This is a genomic window from Thermacetogenium phaeum DSM 12270 (genome assembly GCF_000305935.1).
GTDB classification, from domain to species: domain Bacteria; phylum Bacillota; class DSM-12270; order Thermacetogeniales; family Thermacetogeniaceae; genus Thermacetogenium; species Thermacetogenium phaeum.
In genome coordinates this window covers 433,052-448,141 of the sequence record NC_018870.1, presented here as the reverse complement: position 1 = coordinate 448,141, position 15,090 = coordinate 433,052, and the positions used below count along the sequence as shown (strand labels likewise).

The 15,090-nt window shown below is 50.7% G+C and carries 17 protein-coding genes, 3 tRNA genes and 1 pseudogene; 3 read left to right on the top strand and 18 right to left on the bottom strand.

The annotated features are described in order from the left end of the window. Positions 1 to 5: 5 nt before the first annotated feature. The 5 genes from TPH_RS02225 to TPH_RS16160 form a co-directional block, all read right to left on the bottom strand. Positions 6 to 839 (bottom strand): energy-coupling factor transporter transmembrane component T family protein, encoded by an 834-nt coding sequence (locus tag TPH_RS02225; RefSeq protein WP_015049598.1) that lies wholly within the window; start codon positions 837 to 839, stop codon positions 6 to 8. A 6-nt stretch (positions 840 to 845) separates the two neighbouring features. Continuing rightward, positions 846 to 2,360, bottom strand: a complete 1,515-nt coding sequence (locus TPH_RS02220; RefSeq protein ID WP_037999118.1) for an ABC transporter ATP-binding protein — start codon at positions 2,358 to 2,360, stop codon at positions 846 to 848. Between the two features lie 24 nt (positions 2,361 to 2,384). Further along, positions 2,385 to 3,551: an RNA-guided endonuclease InsQ/TnpB family protein gene (locus TPH_RS02215; protein WP_236608811.1), complete on the bottom strand. Its 1,167-nt coding sequence runs from the start codon at positions 3,549 to 3,551 to the stop codon at positions 2,385 to 2,387. A 77-nt stretch (positions 3,552 to 3,628) separates the two neighbouring features. Further along, positions 3,629 to 4,030: an IS200/IS605 family transposase gene (gene tnpA / locus TPH_RS02210; RefSeq protein WP_015049595.1), complete on the bottom strand. Its 402-nt coding sequence runs from the start codon at positions 4,028 to 4,030 to the stop codon at positions 3,629 to 3,631. 123 nt (positions 4,031 to 4,153) lie between these two features. Next, complete coding sequence (locus TPH_RS16160; protein ID WP_015049594.1) at positions 4,154 to 4,276, bottom strand: ParB N-terminal domain-containing protein; 123 nt, start codon at positions 4,274 to 4,276, stop codon at positions 4,154 to 4,156. 214 nt (positions 4,277 to 4,490) lie between these two features. Here TPH_RS16160 and TPH_RS02205 point away from each other — a divergent pair, with 214 nt between their 5' ends. After that, positions 4,491 to 4,832, top strand: a complete 342-nt coding sequence (locus TPH_RS02205) for an AbrB/MazE/SpoVT family DNA-binding domain-containing protein (protein ID WP_015049593.1) — start codon at positions 4,491 to 4,493, stop codon at positions 4,830 to 4,832. Next, positions 4,829 to 5,128: a type II toxin-antitoxin system RelE/ParE family toxin gene (locus TPH_RS02200; protein WP_201764478.1), complete on the top strand. Its 300-nt coding sequence runs from the start codon at positions 4,829 to 4,831 to the stop codon at positions 5,126 to 5,128. The genes TPH_RS02205 and TPH_RS02200 overlap by 4 nt, the downstream gene beginning before the upstream one ends. A 25-nt stretch (positions 5,129 to 5,153) precedes the next feature. Here the strand turns inward: TPH_RS02200 and TPH_RS16690 are convergent, their stop codons facing one another. From TPH_RS16690 to TPH_RS16410, 8 genes are all read right to left on the bottom strand, one after another. After that, positions 5,154 to 5,267, bottom strand: a complete 114-nt coding sequence (locus TPH_RS16690; RefSeq protein WP_456243258.1) for an HNH endonuclease — start codon at positions 5,265 to 5,267, stop codon at positions 5,154 to 5,156. A gap of 239 nt (positions 5,268 to 5,506) precedes the next feature. After that, a complete protein-coding gene (locus TPH_RS15315; RefSeq protein WP_028991143.1) occupies positions 5,507 to 5,707 on the bottom strand; it encodes a hypothetical protein in 201 nt (66 codons plus the stop codon). Between the two features lie 924 nt (positions 5,708 to 6,631). Then, positions 6,632 to 6,708 (bottom strand) — tRNA-Arg (locus tag TPH_RS02180). Between the two features lie 10 nt (positions 6,709 to 6,718). Further along, a tRNA-Gly gene (locus TPH_RS02175) sits at positions 6,719 to 6,792 on the bottom strand. A 63-nt stretch (positions 6,793 to 6,855) separates the two neighbouring features. Then, positions 6,856 to 6,932, bottom strand: a tRNA-Pro gene (locus TPH_RS02170). A 96-nt stretch (positions 6,933 to 7,028) separates the two neighbouring features. Continuing rightward, the gene (locus TPH_RS02165) at positions 7,029 to 8,177 is read right to left on the bottom strand and encodes an iron-containing alcohol dehydrogenase (protein WP_015049591.1); all 1,149 of its coding nucleotides are present in this window, start codon (positions 8,175 to 8,177) and stop codon (positions 7,029 to 7,031) included. A gap of 223 nt (positions 8,178 to 8,400) precedes the next feature. Next, the gene (locus TPH_RS02160) at positions 8,401 to 8,817 is read right to left on the bottom strand and encodes an ATP-binding protein (RefSeq protein WP_015049590.1); all 417 of its coding nucleotides are present in this window, start codon (positions 8,815 to 8,817) and stop codon (positions 8,401 to 8,403) included. 226 nt (positions 8,818 to 9,043) lie between these two features. Beyond that, positions 9,044 to 9,403, bottom strand: coding sequence for a helix-turn-helix domain-containing protein (locus TPH_RS16410; RefSeq protein ID WP_037999122.1), 360 nt, complete (start codon positions 9,401 to 9,403; stop codon positions 9,044 to 9,046). A 164-nt stretch (positions 9,404 to 9,567) separates the two neighbouring features. On the opposite strand from TPH_RS16410, the pseudogene TPH_RS15880 reads away from it, so the two are divergent. Next, positions 9,568 to 9,953 (top strand): annotated as a pseudogene (locus TPH_RS15880) (transposase); the annotation flags it as partial. Between the two features lie 170 nt (positions 9,954 to 10,123). Here TPH_RS15880 and TPH_RS02155 read toward each other — a convergent pair. The 5 genes from TPH_RS02155 to TPH_RS02135 all read right to left on the bottom strand — a co-directional run bounded on the left by TPH_RS02155 (position 10,124) and on the right by TPH_RS02135 (position 15,069). After that, positions 10,124 to 11,341, bottom strand: a complete 1,218-nt coding sequence (locus tag TPH_RS02155; RefSeq protein ID WP_015049588.1) for an iron-containing alcohol dehydrogenase — start codon at positions 11,339 to 11,341, stop codon at positions 10,124 to 10,126. A gap of 296 nt (positions 11,342 to 11,637) precedes the next feature. Further along, entirely contained in the window at positions 11,638 to 12,381 is a 744-nt protein-coding gene (locus TPH_RS02150; RefSeq protein WP_015049587.1) for a 2Fe-2S iron-sulfur cluster-binding protein, read from the bottom strand. A gap of 11 nt (positions 12,382 to 12,392) precedes the next feature. Beyond that, positions 12,393 to 14,129, bottom strand: a complete 1,737-nt coding sequence (locus TPH_RS02145; RefSeq protein ID WP_169314450.1) for an NADH-ubiquinone oxidoreductase-F iron-sulfur binding region domain-containing protein — start codon at positions 14,127 to 14,129, stop codon at positions 12,393 to 12,395. Positions 14,130 to 14,143: 14 nt separating this feature from the next. Further along, on the bottom strand, positions 14,144 to 14,659 hold the full coding sequence (gene nuoE, locus TPH_RS02140; RefSeq protein ID WP_015049585.1) for an NADH-quinone oxidoreductase subunit NuoE: 516 nt from the start codon (positions 14,657 to 14,659) through the stop codon (positions 14,144 to 14,146). A gap of 128 nt (positions 14,660 to 14,787) precedes the next feature. After that, positions 14,788 to 15,069 (bottom strand): MoaD family protein, encoded by a 282-nt coding sequence (locus tag TPH_RS02135; protein ID WP_236608847.1) that lies wholly within the window; start codon positions 15,067 to 15,069, stop codon positions 14,788 to 14,790. Positions 15,070 to 15,090: the final 21 nt, after the last annotated feature.

Here is a 15,090-nt window from a genome sequence, read left to right as displayed (position 1 = left end):
TTCCACTAAGAAGCGAAAAGAAGGTAAAAAAGCAGGAAAATAAGGGGAACTGCAATGATGGCTACCCTATCGCTTCCGGACAGATCCTGCGGATGCATGTAGGTCCTTGTGGGATAAAGGCCAAAGGCGCGGCTCTCCATAGAAATGGCAAGAACGTCCACCTTGCTTAACGCCGAAATCACCAGCGGCACCAGAAGATACCTGACCGCCCTTAAGAGATTTCGCGGCGAAAGCCCCTCCATTTCAATCCCCTTGGCCATCTGGGCATTCTTCACCTGCTCCAGTTCCAGATAAAAAACGGGAATAAAGCGCAGGGCAGTTACGAGCATGAAGCCGAACCTGTACGGCAGTCCGGCCTGCATCAGGGCATAGGCCAGCCTGTTGGGATCCGTCGTCGCCACGAAAAGATAGCTGGAACCGATAATATTGACAAAGCGCAGCATCATACTCAAGCCACCTAAAAGCCCCTTCGACCAGGCCGAAAGGTGTACCGGCCCCAGCTGAATATCCCAGAGCAAGATGCCCTCCTTCACCGCCAGGATCTGAACGAGGAAGATCAACAAACCGAAGATAAAAATAAAGCGCAGCTTGCGAGAAATAAAAACCGGGCCCAGCCCGGCCAGGGCGTAAAAGATCATCAGCAGGCAGAAGAGAATCGTTTCCCCCGCCCAGGATGGCGTGGCAATAACGGTTAAGCTGAAGCAAAAGAGCATCACCAGTTTGACCAGGGGGTGAATGCGGTGCACCGGGGAGCGCTTATCAACATAGGTCAGCCCCGGGAAAAACCCCTTGACCAGAGATGATGTCCGACCGGATGCGGTATTACGGTTAAAGTTCACCTTTTGTTACCCTCTTTCACCCGCTGAAGTTAATCGATACCCGGAGGGCAGGTACTCCTCCCTCCCCAGCTCTGCCAGCCTCAGCAGCGCCTCCTTCACAGGTGCGTCGACGATCAGCTTTCCCTCCGACAGGAAAAGAACCCTTTGACAGCAGGCCACGACCACGGCCGGTTCATGGCAAACCATCAGGGTTACCCCTCCCTGCGCACGGTGCTCCTCCAGAGCGGAGATAAGGAGTTTAAGCCGGTCGCCGTCCTGCCCCACGAGGGGCTCGTCCAGGATTAAGACCCCGGGGGAGTAGGCCAGAACCGAAACCAGAGTCAGCCTCTTTTTCTCCCCCAGGCTTAAGGCAAAGGGGTTATTATCTCGAAACCTGCGCAGCCCGAACTCTTCCAGCAGCCGCTCAACCTTCTGCTCAATTTCCCGAGGCGCCTCTTTGCTCAAAAAAAGTGAGGGGAGCACGGCCTCTTTAAAAACGGTATTCTCAAAAATCTGATGGTTGGGGTTTTGAAAGACGAGCCCCAGATCCCGAGCCCGGCGCGCCACCCGCATCCCGGTGATATCTTTTCCGTTGAGAAAAATCCTTCCCTCCCCGGGCTTGAGAACCCCCAGGAGGGCGAGCAAAAGGGTGGTCTTGCCGCTGCCGTTGTCCCCCATAATGGCCAGGGTTTCCCCCGGATAGGCGCAAAAACTTATTCCCTTGAGGACCTCTCTTCCCTCGTAACCGGCTTGAAGATTCTCCACGGAGAGCAGGGGCTGCTTCTCCCCCTTCTTTTCGAGGCCCGCCGGTTCCCCCTGCCGCAAGTCGGTTCCGGAGTCAGTCCATCCGGCGGCCGGAAGATACCTTCTGTGAAGCTTCCTGTCGGTGCTCTCCTCAACGATCCTCCCCTTCTCCATGAGCAGCAGGCGGTCGGAAATGGGTACAAGCCTCTCCAGGCGGTGCTCGATCACGATAATCGAGATTCCCTGTTCCTCTCGCAGCTTTTCCATAGTCCGGAGCACCTCCCTGGTACAGGAAGGATCGAGGTTGGCCGTAGGTTCATCCAGGATCAGGAGCACCGGAGTCATCGCCAGCACGGAGGCAATGGCCACCCGCTGTTTTTCACCCCCGGAAAGAGTGTGAACTTTCCTGTCCTTTAAATCCAGCGCTCCCACGGCCTGCAGGGCAAAGTGAACGCGTTCCCGTATCTCCTCCGGAGGTATGCACAGATTCTCCGGCCCAAAGGCCACCTCATCGCTCACCGTCAGGGTACAGAGCTGGGCATCAGGGTCCTGCTGTACCAGGCCGACGATGCCGGAGAGCCCTCCGGCAGGGTAGTCCCTGGTGTCTCTGCCCTGGATACGCACAACCCCCTCCATTTTCCCACCGTAGGCGTGGGGGATAAAACCTGCCAGGCAGAGGGCCAGCGTCGATTTGCCGCACCCGCTGGGGCCGGTTATCGCCAGTAACTCACCAGGGTACACTTTGAGGTTGATCCCTTCCAGCGCCGGAGAAGTTGAACCATCGTGACCTCCTCCCACCCCTAAAGGGGTGGGCTTCCTCTTTCACCGAGGAAAGCTTACGCGGATGTAGGGGTTGCTCCCCAGTATCCGCGCAGCGGCCTCCCTCTCCGGAGGCTTGAGTTCGGGCCGGTCCAGCCCTACGGCCTGTTCAGGACCCAGGCCAAGCCCCTTTCTCAGAATGACAAGTGCGGCGTTCACGTCCCTGTCGCACTTCCAGCCGCACTCGCACTCAATTACCCTGTCCGACAGGGAGAGATCGCGCCTTTTCCCACAGGCAAAACACTCTCCGGTGGTGGTCTCCGTTCTCTCCACAACGACAGGCGTCTCAAGGCTGGTCCTCAACCTTGACTTCAGTCCGCCTATCCCCGAGGAGTAGACCTGCCTGCCGAAAAGCACCGACCACCCCTTCACACAGTCGTCCTGAAATACTACCTTCCGGTATATCTTCAGAAACGCCAGGGCCTTGTTTTGAGCATCTTTACGCCTGTTGTTCAGCTTTTCGTATTCCTTCCTCAGAAGAAACCGGATCCTTTCTCTGTTTCTGGAGCCTTTTTGTGTTCCGGCCAGCTTCCTCTGGAGTTGCTTCAACCTCGGCGTTTCGTGAACTTCAAAGTCCATCCTGATCCCGTTGGATAACGTCAGCTTCGAGCCGACGCCAAAGTCTATCCCGATGTCTTTGCCGACCGGATTCGGGGAAGTACGACTGTCTTTCGGGAGGTAGCACGTCACGTGCAGGTAGTAGCCGCTAGGCTTTCGCACCAGCACGGCGTTCGCTATCTCCGCATCAGCAGGTATCTGGTGCAGACCCAGCACGCGGAACTTCCCCAGCTTCTGAATCCTAACCCTGTTCCGGGCAAAGTTTAAGCTGTACGTCACGCCGTACTGCTTGAGCGGTATCGAATTGACGAACCTTTTACATTTAAGAGCTCCGACCTTCTGGCCGTTTTTCTTCAGTTTCCCGAGCACCCGGAGGTTGTCTTTGAGCCGGTCTGCTATCTCCTGCTTTATTTGGGAGCCGAGGACGGTCAGCTCCCTCTCCTCATAACTATCTCCCGCTTTGACTTCAACCGCGCTTACCTTGTTGGCGGGAGTATCCAGCCGCTCCGTGTCCGATACCAGCCAGTTGTACAGCCACTTTGCTTCTAGAAATGCTTTCCTGAGCACCTCAGATTTCCTTTTGGAAAGGTTCTGGAGCTTCAACTCGTACACAGCGGGTTTTTGGGTTTCTCTGCGTTGCCTTGTCTCCTGGAGAGTATTTTTTATCTGTTCCGCCTTGGTCATACCGGTTACTTTCCTTTCTGGTCCTCAATGTACTTCCTGATGGTCTCTTCCGATATGTGTCCGACCGACTCACAGTAGTACGAGCGCGTCCACAGGGACGGAAGCCGGCTTTTCAGGAAAGGAAACTCTTTTCTCAGCACCCTGGAGGTATAGGCTTTCAACTGATGGACGATAAAATGAGGACTATTGGTAGGATCGGTTTTTACGAAGAGATGCACATGATCCGGCATGACCTCCATCTGAACGATTTCCACTCCAATTCCCCGGGCTTTTTGGAGCAGCAGCTCCTTCAGCCGCTCAGCTACTTCACTTACCAGGACTTTGCGCCGGTACTTAGAGCACCAGATGAGGTGGTAGCCGATGTTGTATACTGTTGTGGCCGATCGTTTCCATCGTTTGCCGTTCATGTTTTTATTATACTCCAAATATTAGTTCTCTGCATCATATCTAACAGTCTAAGCCAGGATGCCCGCCTTTCATCCCACCCTTGAAAGGGTGGGCTTTCCCGGCGGGGGATCGTAAGGTAAACATCAAATATGGACTTGTCCGGTTCCCGCAATAAATCTTTTGTCACAATCGCCCTGCACTTTGTTCAGCGCAATATTTAAGTACTTTTCCCGCTTCTCATCCATGACCACAATGACACAGTCCACTTCTTTAAGCCTCTGTTCTTTTACAATTTTTAACCTCTGGTGGCTTCCAACAACATTTCCGGTCTGCTTGGGTCATTCCTCACCACCTTAAGTTGTATTTGTTTCTTTGTTATAATTAAATCAAAGAAAATTTGTATATCATATTATTGCTCAGCATATACTAAAAAAATGAATGATTGTGTTACAAACAACCCAATCGAGGGGTGTTAATTCTATGTTGAAAAAACGTATTTCCGTATCAAAGAAACGACAGATAACTATTCCTATAGAATTTTTCAATCGTCTCGGCATTGAAAAGGAAGTTGAGTGCTATCTCCAAAACAATGCCATTGTTATCCGCCCTGTGCGTGAGAACACCGGAGAATTCGATGAACAAATCCTTGCCGACTTAATATCTCAAGGTCTTTCCGGGACTGAGCTTCTCGAAAAGTTCAAGGAAATGCGGCGCAAGGTCCGTCCTGCTGTTGAACGCTTGCTTGATGAAGCCCACCTTGCTGCTGCCGGTAAAGCCAGATTTTTCACGTACGAAGATGTTTTCGGCGAGGAAAACGAATGATGTATAAGGTTATTATTCTGCCTCCCGCCGCCCGTTTTTTAAAAAAGCTGAAAGAAAAACCGCTTAAAGCAGCTTTTCAAAAAGCCGTTGATGAAATCCTCAAGAATCCTTATATAGGTGAACCTAAAACGGGCGATCTTTCCGGTATATTTTGTTATGACATCTATTACAACGAAACAAACTATGAGCTGGCCTATACAATCATCGAAGAAGACGATTCAACCATTGTTGTAATTCTTGCCGGCACCCGTGAAAATTTTTATGAGGAATTGAAACGGTATATGAAAAACCTTTAACCATCAGCCTGCTCGCGGGGCTTTCTTATTTTCCCCACCCTCCGTCTTCTCTGGCAGTTTTTGAATCATGGCAGGGCTTGCAGAGGGCCTGCCAGTTGCTTTCATCCCAAAACAGCTGCCGGTCACCCTTGTGAGGCACACTACGGTGGCCGGTGTCAACTTTCCCTGCTTTAAACACTGAACGCAAAGTGGGTGCTCTGCAAAGTAACGTTTCCTGCCCGCACGCCACGGAGCGTTATATCCCTGCTTTGAATAAGAACCACGTTTTCGGTTATATTAACTTTTAAGTTTCTTTTTGTGCCTGACACAATACCTTCCTTCCGTCAGTTCCTGGCAGCCTAGGTAGCTGCAGGGGCGTTTGGGTCTTCCTGGCATGTTCTACCCCTCGTTTCTTCTCAGGGGTCGATGATGCGCAGAGGTCGCCCCGGCCGCCCTCTCTTCCATGCGGCGGTTGATCTCTTCTACCAGGAGCCGGGCGACCGGCGACTCCTTGCCGAAGTACCTGTGGGCCAGGTACTGCACCTGGTAGTTGAGGAGAGTTCTTTCCGCCAGCGGCCGGTAGAACTCGTGGCGGTTCATCGCTTGACACCCCGCAGGCTTTTTTTAGCTCGTCCTCGGGCAAAAAAACTTTACGCAGGTGGTGTAGCCGGAAAGTATATTCGGGGCCGGAGTATTCCTGAATCAACTCCAGGTAAGTGTTAATCAACTTAACTGATCGCCCGTGTCTGGGGTACTCTCCGCTAACATAGTAGTTGTGAGCTATCTGCATGCAACAAAAAACAATCTCTGGCCAATCGAGTAGGAGGGGGCGGCTAGCCCCCGTCCTCTCACACCACCGGACATGCGGGTCCGCATCCGGCGGTTCACCAAGCTTGACGAAGAAAAGAATAGCGTTCAGGCCGCTACCCTGTCCTCCGCGAGGTGCCGCTCCGCTTTGTGCCGGAGAAGGTCTCGGCCCTCCCGCAGTCCCTCGTGGCTTCACCACTTCCTCCCGCGGGCAGGCCCCTCCCGGGGTTTTCTGCTGTCTTCGACCTTCTCGCGAACTCATCGGTCTCACCTCTGACTCGATGTTCAGGCCTTCCCCCGGGGTTCCTGTCCCCTAGGGTACTATGCCCTCTGCTGACTCCTGCCGGTTCAGCCGCGCCTTTCGACACGGGTTACCAGCTTTGCCTGGCTTATCCGGCAGGCCTCCCCGGGTAAGAGCGTTAACCTTCACCCCGCGCCCGCCCCATATACCCCGCCGTCCTTTGGCAGCCTGGGATTTCGCTGTGTAACGCCAGCTCATCCGAACGGCGTAGCCTCTTATGGGGTTCTTGTTCATCGGGCCGTGGTTTTGCCGCCGGCTTCCTTCGGATTCCACCTCGCGATGGACACCCTTGCCCTTGGCTAGCAGACTCGTGCTGCCTCGCCTGCAGTGGACTTTCACCACCAAGTTAACGCCCATGCCGGGCGCACACTAAATGGCAAGGGCGATTAACTTGCCCTTGCCATTCTCTTTTCTCATGGCGTCCCAGGAGGGATTCGAACCCCCGACCGACGGATTAGAAGTCCGTTGCTCTATCCAGCTGAGCTACTGGGACATAAATAAAATGGAGCGGGTGATGGGAATCGAACCCACCCGACTGGCTTGGAAGGCCAGGGCTCTACCACTGAGCTACACCCGCATGCATCAATTCTGCTGGTATTTTAACACAAGTTTTGAAGGTCTACAAGATCCAGGATGTCGGTGGTCGGGGTGGGGAGACTTGAACTCCCGGCCTCTTGGTCCCAAACCAAGCGCGCTACCAAACTGCGCCACACCCCGCCCTTTTCGCAGAATTTAGTATAGCACGTTTGCCGGTCTCTTTCAATAACTTGCGCTAATTGGGGCGTCAAACACTTGAACCACAAGACAAAAAAGTTACAATGCTGCTCTATATATCGCCGCTATATCATCCACACTAGCATCCCGTGGATTGGTGATCAAGCAGACATCTTCCGCTGCCGCTTTGCTCAGCTCAGGAATATACTCCTCTTGAAGCCCGATTTCGGAAAGCCTTCTTTTCGCTCCTATATCCTGACAAAGCTGTTCCACAGCCTGTACCGCTCTTTCCGCAGCTTCCCTGGTGCTCATCCCATCAATTTTCTCTCCCAATGCTCTGGCGATATCAGCATAGCGATCCATGCAGGCGATCAGGTTGTAGCGCATTACATGGGGAAGCAAAATCGAGTTAACCTCCCCGTGAGGGAGGTTCAGAAGTCCCCCTAGCGGATGGGCCATGGCGTGTACAGCCCCCAAAATGGCATTGGACATGGCAACACCGGCAAGCAGGCTGGCCATGGCCATCTCAGTCTTGGCCTTTATATTTGTGCGGGAAGCCACAGAGGCCCTTAAAGCTGTGCTGATAATCCCGATGGCCTTCAGGGCATTCACATCTGTAACAGGTGTAGCGGCCACTGAAACATAGGCCTCAATGGCATGGGTCAGAGCATCAATACCGGTATTAGCCGTCAACCTGGCATCTTTGGTGCTCAGCAGGATAGGATCGACAATAGCAATATCGGGCACCAGGGATTTTGATCCGATGGTCATTTTTACCTTCCTGTGACTGTCAACAATAATAGCAAACTGCGTTACCTCTGCCGCTGCTCCCGCCGTAGTAGCCACGCAGATCAGCGGAGGGAGAGGTTTTTCTATCTTATCCACACCGACATAATCATGAATCTTACCACCATTAGTTGCCAGAATGGCAACTGCCTTTGCCGCATCAATAGCACTACCACCGCCCAACCCAACAACAGCATCATATCCTGTTTCCAGGTAGAGTTCCTTCCCGTGGTCTATTTCGAAATCCTTGGGGTTTTCTGTTGGTTCGGTCCACACCTGGTACTCCAAGCCAATATCTTTTAAATGCTTAACAGCCTCATCAACCCAACCGGCACTGAGCACACCTTCATCACTGACTAAGAAAATTCTTGTCGCTCCCAGGCGTTTGGCACTCTCCCCAACCAACTTCAATGTACCCCTGCCGAATATGATTTCAGGAACCATAAACTTGAATATTTCCATGGCAAAATACCCCCCCTGTGATCGTCAACTAAAAAGTGATCCACCCATGATCTTCCGAATGTGATCCACCCTGATCTTTTGAAACTGAACCATCCAGTGCAAAGGAGATAGATCTTTGTTTGCGAAGACTAACTAAAGGGTCTTGGCCTGTTATTCCTTTGAAGGCTGACGGTGTTTCATCCGGTACGATTCCCCATTCATGTTCAAGATGTGCGCTTATGTTTTAGCGGTCGACTAATGCCGCTCTTAACATCGGGTCTTCAAATAGTTCCGTCCAGCGGGAAAATTCAAGGTTTGTGCTGATGATGATGCTTGCCCTCTCCGCCCGCTCCGCAATGAGCTTGAATAGTAACTCTGAGTGTCTGCGGTTGAAAGTAATGTATGAGAGGTCATCAATGATTAAAAGAGCCGCTTTGTTGATCCCCTGCTCGATGCGGCGCAGTTGGTATTTATCCTGGGCTTCGGCCAACTCCGGTGCCAGAGCCGGGGCGCTGTAATAAGCAGACCCGGTGGCATCCCTGCAGGCAGCAACACCTAAATCGATAGATAGATGCATTTTGCCTGTACTGAGGTTGCCAACCATAATGACGTTTTGAGTAGCGATTTCGGTCAAAACGGACGATGGAAAAAGGGTCAACATCCAGGATCTCTACATCGGCATAATCCATCTGATATTTGGGGAGCACCGTAAGGGCTTGTTGTTCCACTGCGAAGGCCTCACCAACTGTCTGGCTGCGGTCACGGATCCGGTGCTCCTTGTAAATTCTGGCATGCTGTTAAAAGTATGCTGTTCAATTCTTCCCAGCTTTCAACCCGGGGCACAGGGGGCAGAAAATTACGCCCCACCCATCCAATAAGATTTTCTACTAACCCTTTCTCGTGGCCGGCACCAGGATTGCAAAACTCGGAGTTGAATGCATAGTGGGCTTAAAGATCCTGTGGCTTGTGTATCGTTGTTTTCTGGGAGCTTTGCTATCTCCTTCCAGGCAGTTGCGGACAAATTCAATGACTTCTTCTGTGATTACCGGTGATTTGTGTGGGGATTTTTTCCTTTCCCAGGGTACGTGGCCTCCTTCGCAGTACCTTTTGACGGTGTTCCTTGATACTCCCAAACGCCGAGCTATTTCTCGCTTCGAAAGTCCTTCTACCGCCCATATTTTCTGATATCCTGATATAGATCCACTCGAATCACTTCCTCCTGTCTCCCTGAGTTTTCTGCACCTCAAGGATACAGGATATTTTGATTCGGGTGGATCACTTTGTCGTGATCATTCCTTTAATTTTTGGATCAATTTAAGATTATCATTTACACCCTCCATTGGAAAGGTGCATCTCCTTATCTAATTCTATAAAAAAATATTTTTTCCTAAATCCTTGACAAACGAGCCACCAGCTTCTTTTGATCCCTGAAATTGAGGTCGAAACCTACTGGACTACTTTACTCGACCGAGGATATCATTGCTCTCCACCACGACCATGGCAAAAAGCTGAGCAATTCCACAGCGAAATTAAAAACGATTTAGGCCTGGAACGGCTACCCAGCGGCAAATTTGCCACCAATGACCTGTGCTGCACCTGGATGTTTTGGCCTATAATATCTTGCGGCTGGTTGGGCAATTTAGCCTGCCGCTAAGGGTAGTACCGCTGCGGAAGAAGGCCCAACGCCGCCGGTTGCGCACCGTTATTCAAAACCTGATTACCATAGCTTCCCGGTTGGTTCATCAGGCCCTGCAGGTAAAATTGAGAACCCCAATTTCATGTACCGACAGACATTAAATATAACTAGTCATATCATTCATTGTTAATACAAACTTAAGCCGGTTTTTGTTATTTACGGAATCATGTTTTTTCTATTTGTATACACTTTTTGACAGCGAAGAGAAAACGACCAAGTGTTTTCACCTGGTCGTCCTTTTGAATATTATTAAAGACTATTTACGCTACACTTATGCAAGGGGCTTCATGCTGTCTTCGAATATAGCCCTCACAACTCTTTCGTCAGCCTTGATGGGAGCCATGCTCAACAGGAGACCAAGAGATGGGGTATTAAAGGCCAAATGCACCAGTTTGTCAATATCCTTTTCTGTATATCCCATATCCTCAAGTTTTTCCGTGACCCCTACATTAAACAGCCAATGCTCGACACCAACTGCACACTCTTCTGCCTCACCAGGTACTCCCTGGAGACCAGGCACAATAGGTTCATAAATCGCAGCCAAGATTTCCGGAACTGCAGGATAAGTGTGTTTAATTACCGCAGGAAGCAGCATTGCTAAACCAAGACCATGGGGCAGGTCGGGTTTTACGGCACTCAATGGATGTTCCATAGCATGGGTGAAGTGCAGCAATCCGTTGTCAAAGCCAATACCTGCGATCATGGAGGCATAAAGCAAGTAGTACCTGGCTGTGAGATCATCCGGGTGCGCAACTGCCTGAGGCAGGTAGCGGGCGATCAGGCGCACAGTTTCCTTCGCCATCAGTACTGTATATGGGCTGGTTACTAAAGAGGTTGCGGCCTCATTGACGTGGTTGACAGCATCGACTGCTGTGTAGCGTGTCTGGTTAGCAGGCAGTCCAGTCATGACGGCCGGATCATCGATAGCAAATACCGGATAAATGCAGTCTACAGCCAGCGCCGGTTTGTATTCTTTCTCTGGTATGCTGGCTACAGCAAATCTGTCGACTTCAGTACCTGTTCCGTGGGTAGTATTGATGGCAATGATGGGAACCGCTTTCTCCGCATTGAATTTGAATGTATACAAGTCGCGGGCGTTATACTGGGCGTTTTCAGGATGAAGAAGTACAGCAGCACTCTTGCAGGTGTCAATTGGGCTGCCGCCGCCGATACCGATAACCGCCCCGGCCCCCAGCTCTTTACCCATTTTAACTGCGGTGTCGATACCGTCAACGGTGGGGTTTGGAACAACTTCATCAAACATGGTCCAGGTAATCCCGCGTTTCTTCATAGCAGGCTCTAAGACATCCCAGACACCGGTAACTTTGTAGACGGTTTTGTCGGTGCAGATAAGAACCTTGTCGATTTCTTCTTTTTTCAGCCAGTCACAAATGTCGTTAACTTTCTGGAGAGCTCCAACCCCAAAATAGCAAAGGGTACGGGCGCGTATTTCCACAACCTGGTTAATGTTCATTTTTGTTTCCCACATAAAATCTCTCTCCTCCTTCTAATTTTTTGTTGTCTCTTCCGTATATTCCCCAACATCCTCTGACCTTTCTCTAACCAATCACCTCCGTAATCCTTTTTATTTAACTCTTCTTACTTAAAATATTCGCAAATTACGTGCCAATTAGTAAAAAGCAAAAAAACTAAGCTAAATAAGCTTTTCTTGCCGCGTTTTTGTGCAAAAAAAGAAAGATCTGCCGCCAATCCGGCAGGTCTTTAACGAAATAACGTAATAAACGTACCAAATTCTCGTAATCCGCTTATTTTAGTCATTAGTATTTACTTGTTTTTACTTACCTCTGCAACATCACCTGCAAGTTTCTTTCTCCTGCAATTCGGGCACAGATTTTCGCCTGACACAACAAAATCCAGCTGTTCCCTTACGTGTTCTTTAACAGGAAGTGTACTGAAACAATTCCCACAAACCTCGCAGCGGTACATTTCAAATGATTTATGCCAGATCTCCAGACGCCCATTCTCTTTTCTTACAGCTATCGACCTGGTAGGGCAGATATCAGCACAGGCACTGCAGCCAATACAAGCAGGAGATGCTTCATCAAAGGGTGTAGCCACCCTTTTCTCTGTACCCCTCATAATGGTGGAAATGGCATAAGCCCCCACCTTTTCACAGGCTTTCACACAAAGCCTGCACATAATACAGCTCTCCTCAGGATCAACAGGTTCAACAGCGGTGCCCTCATATTCCTGATATAATTTTTTCATAAAATCGCTGTTCGGGGCTCGCCTGTAGAGCAGTGTCACTATGTTGCGCCTGATCTCCCGAAGCTCAGGAGTGTTGGTCTGCACCTCAATCTCCCCGGTAATGGGGTAAGTGCAGGAAGCAACCAAACGCTTCCGATCACCCTCTTTGACTTCCACCATACACATCCGGCAAACACCCTGGCCGCCAAATGCCTCGTTGTAGCAAAGAGTGGGAATTTCTACCCCCGCCCTTTTGGCGGCTTCCAGTATGGTTTCCCCCAAATTGGCTTCTATTTTCTTTCCGTCAATTCTTACCTTCATCTCCCCACCCCCTATTTCACCTTGACGGCCTGGAATCTGCAGTTATCGATACACTCCCCACACTTGATGCACTTCTCCGGATCGATTGTGTGCGCTTTTTTCTTCTCTCCGGTAATGGCATCAGCAGGGCAGTTTCTGCGGCAGCGACCGCAACCAGTACAAAGTTCCTCATCAATATAAAACTCGGTTAATTCCTTGCAGATTCCCGCCGGACATCTGTGATTATTAATGTGCTCTAAATACTCATCACGGAAATACTTCAGCGTGGAGAGCACGGGATTGGGTGCCGTTCTGCCCAGGGCGCATAAAGCTGCCTTCTGAATAGTTGAACTCATACTCTCCAGGAGATCCAGGTCCTCGAGCTTACCTTTGCCCTCACAGATGCGGGTCAGAGTTTCCAGCAATAAACTGATTCCTTCTCTACATGGGACACACTTACCGCAGGACTCTCCGGCCAGGAAATTAACATAGTAACGGGCGACTTCCACCATGCAGGTGCGGTCATCCATAACAATCATACCGCCTGAACCCATCATTGAACCGGCCTGAGTCAAGGTATCGAAGTCAACCGGCAGATCGAGTAGGCTTTCCGGAATACAGCCTCCCGAAGGACCTCCTGTTTGCACAGCCTTGAACTTCCGTCCATTCTGAATACCGCCACCGATATCGAAAATAATCTCACGAAGCGTAGTGCCCATAGGGACCTCTACTAAACCGGCCTTAACGACCTTACCAACCAGTGAGAACACCTTTGTGCCCTTACTTCCTTCTGTTCCGATGGAGGCAAACTTTGCCGCTCCTTCCCTGATAATCACAGGCACATTCGCCCAGGTCTCCACATTATTGATCACGGTCGGCTGACCCCAGAGGCCTTTCTCTGTGGGAAAAACATACTTGTCCCAGGGTTCTCCTACATTGCCCTGAATCGAGTTGATCAGGGCCGTTTCCTCACCACAGACAAAGGCACCCCCACCGCGGACGATTTCAATGTCGAAGCTCAGCTCACTGCCCAGGATATTTTTTCCTAGATAACCGTGCCGGCGGGCCTCCATGATGGCATTGGTAAGATTTTTAACGGCTAGATCATACTCATCCCGCACATAAATGAATCCTGCCGTAGCACCAATGGCATAGGCACAGATAATCATTCCTTCGATGACTGTATGGGGGTCCCCCTCCAAGATACTGCGATCCATAAAAGCTCCTGGGTCCCCCTCATCAGCGTTACAGACCACATATTTTTGAGCCCCCTCATTCTGGCGGGCAGCTTGCCACTTGAACCAGGTAGGAAAACCACCGCCACCACGGCCGCGCAGCCCGGCTTCCTTGATCTCATTAATTACCTCTTCTGGGGTCATGGTAGTAATTGCTTTACGGAGGCCCTGATAACCTCCATGTTCCTCATAATCTGCGATCTGCCAGAGGTTGATGATCCCGCAATCACGCAGAGCGATTCGCACCTGGCCGGCCAAAAACTCATTCTGGTGCTCTGGCGAATTTACCAGATACTTCTCTAACGGCTTCTTCCCGACAATATGTTCGTCAAAAATGGCTTTGACCACTTCTGGAGTCACATGACCATACGTATAAACTCCATCATCTGTAACCACGTCAAGCAAGGGTTCATGATGACACATCCCTATACAACCCGTAGGCTGCACCTGGATATTCAGACCGCGGCTGGTGATCTCCTCTTTCACCTGCTCCATAACTTCACGAGCTCCGGCAGCGAGGCCGCAGCTTCCCATACCTACTCTGACCCTCACTCTTCCACACCCCCTCTGCTGCCACTTCCCTCTGTTTTGCTGAACTTCTTGATAACTTCGGCTGTTTTATCTGGTGTGAGGTGACCATAGACCTGGTCATTGACCATCATCACAGGAGCCAGGCTGCAGCAGCCCAAACAGTTTACAGTTTCCAGTGAAAACTGGCCGTCAGGGGTAGTTTCCCCCGGCTTGATCCCGAGGATTTTGTAGATTTCGTCGATCACTATATTAGAGCCTTTGATATGGCAGGCAGTCCCATCACAGGTCTTGAGTACTACGCGACCCTTGGGAACCAGACTAAAAGCCTTGTAAAATGTAGCCATACTGAAAACAACAGTCATGGGGACGTTGACATGTTCGGCGGTCATTTGCAGGGCCTCTTTGGGTAGATAATAGAAATGCTTTTGCAGATCCTGCATGATCGCCAGGATATGCCTTCTCTCAGGAGGATAACTGTTAACGATCTTCCTCATGGCTTCTCTATCAGCAGCTTGCTGGCTGTTAACTGCCATAACCGATACCTTCCTCCTTATCTCTTCGATTGACCTCATAATAACAGCCGCTCTTTCCTAATTTTTCGCAATAAAATCTTTTCAGAATAAAGAGGGGCGGAACTGCTTTTTCCGCCCCCTCCTGGTGATCACCCCCCTGCCAGTCTGGGGAAAATCGCCACCTCATCCTCTTCCTTTAAAGGTGTTGCCAGACCTGCCAGATGTTCTATTGCCCTCCCGTTGACCAGAATGATCACGTCAGAACTGAGCTGTTTCTCCTGAACGGAATCTGTGGGAGCAAAGAGCCACCGGGTCAGCTCCTTTCCGTAATGCTCGGATAGTTTTTCCAGCAGTTCTACCAATACAGTCGCCGTAAAATCCGCGGTTTCTTTTACACCTGTAATGTCCCGGAGGAGAGCAAAGAACTTCACTTTCAAAGGGGATCACCCCCA

Excerpts from the sequence above, each read along its gene's own strand:
- TPH_RS02150 (WP_015049587.1), bottom strand. The coding sequence starts at position 12,381 with ATGAAGGTAAGAATTGACGGAAAGAAAATAGAAGCCAATTTGGGGGAA.
- TPH_RS02165 (WP_015049591.1), bottom strand. The coding sequence starts at position 8,177 with ATGGAAATATTCAAGTTTATGGTTCCTGAAATCATATTCGGCAGGGGT.
- TPH_RS02205 (WP_015049593.1), top strand. The coding sequence starts at position 4,491 with ATGTTGAAAAAACGTATTTCCGTATCAAAGAAACGACAGATAACTATT.
- TPH_RS15315 (WP_028991143.1), bottom strand. The coding sequence starts at position 5,707 with ATGAACCGCCACGAGTTCTACCGGCCGCTGGCGGAAAGAACTCTCCTC.
- nuoE (WP_015049585.1), bottom strand. The coding sequence starts at position 14,659 with ATGGCAGTTAACAGCCAGCAAGCTGCTGATAGAGAAGCCATGAGGAAG.
- TPH_RS02160 (WP_015049590.1), bottom strand. The coding sequence starts at position 8,817 with ATGTTGACCCTTTTTCCATCGTCCGTTTTGACCGAAATCGCTACTCAA.
- TPH_RS02155 (WP_015049588.1), bottom strand. The coding sequence starts at position 11,341 with ATGTGGGAAACAAAAATGAACATTAACCAGGTTGTGGAAATACGCGCC.
- TPH_RS02200 (WP_201764478.1), top strand. The coding sequence starts at position 4,829 with ATGATGTATAAGGTTATTATTCTGCCTCCCGCCGCCCGTTTTTTAAAA.
- tnpA (WP_015049595.1), bottom strand. The coding sequence starts at position 4,030 with ATGAACGGCAAACGATGGAAACGATCGGCCACAACAGTATACAACATC.
- TPH_RS02145 (WP_169314450.1), bottom strand. The coding sequence starts at position 14,129 with ATGGGAAGCTGCGGCCTCGCTGCCGGAGCTCGTGAAGTTATGGAGCAG.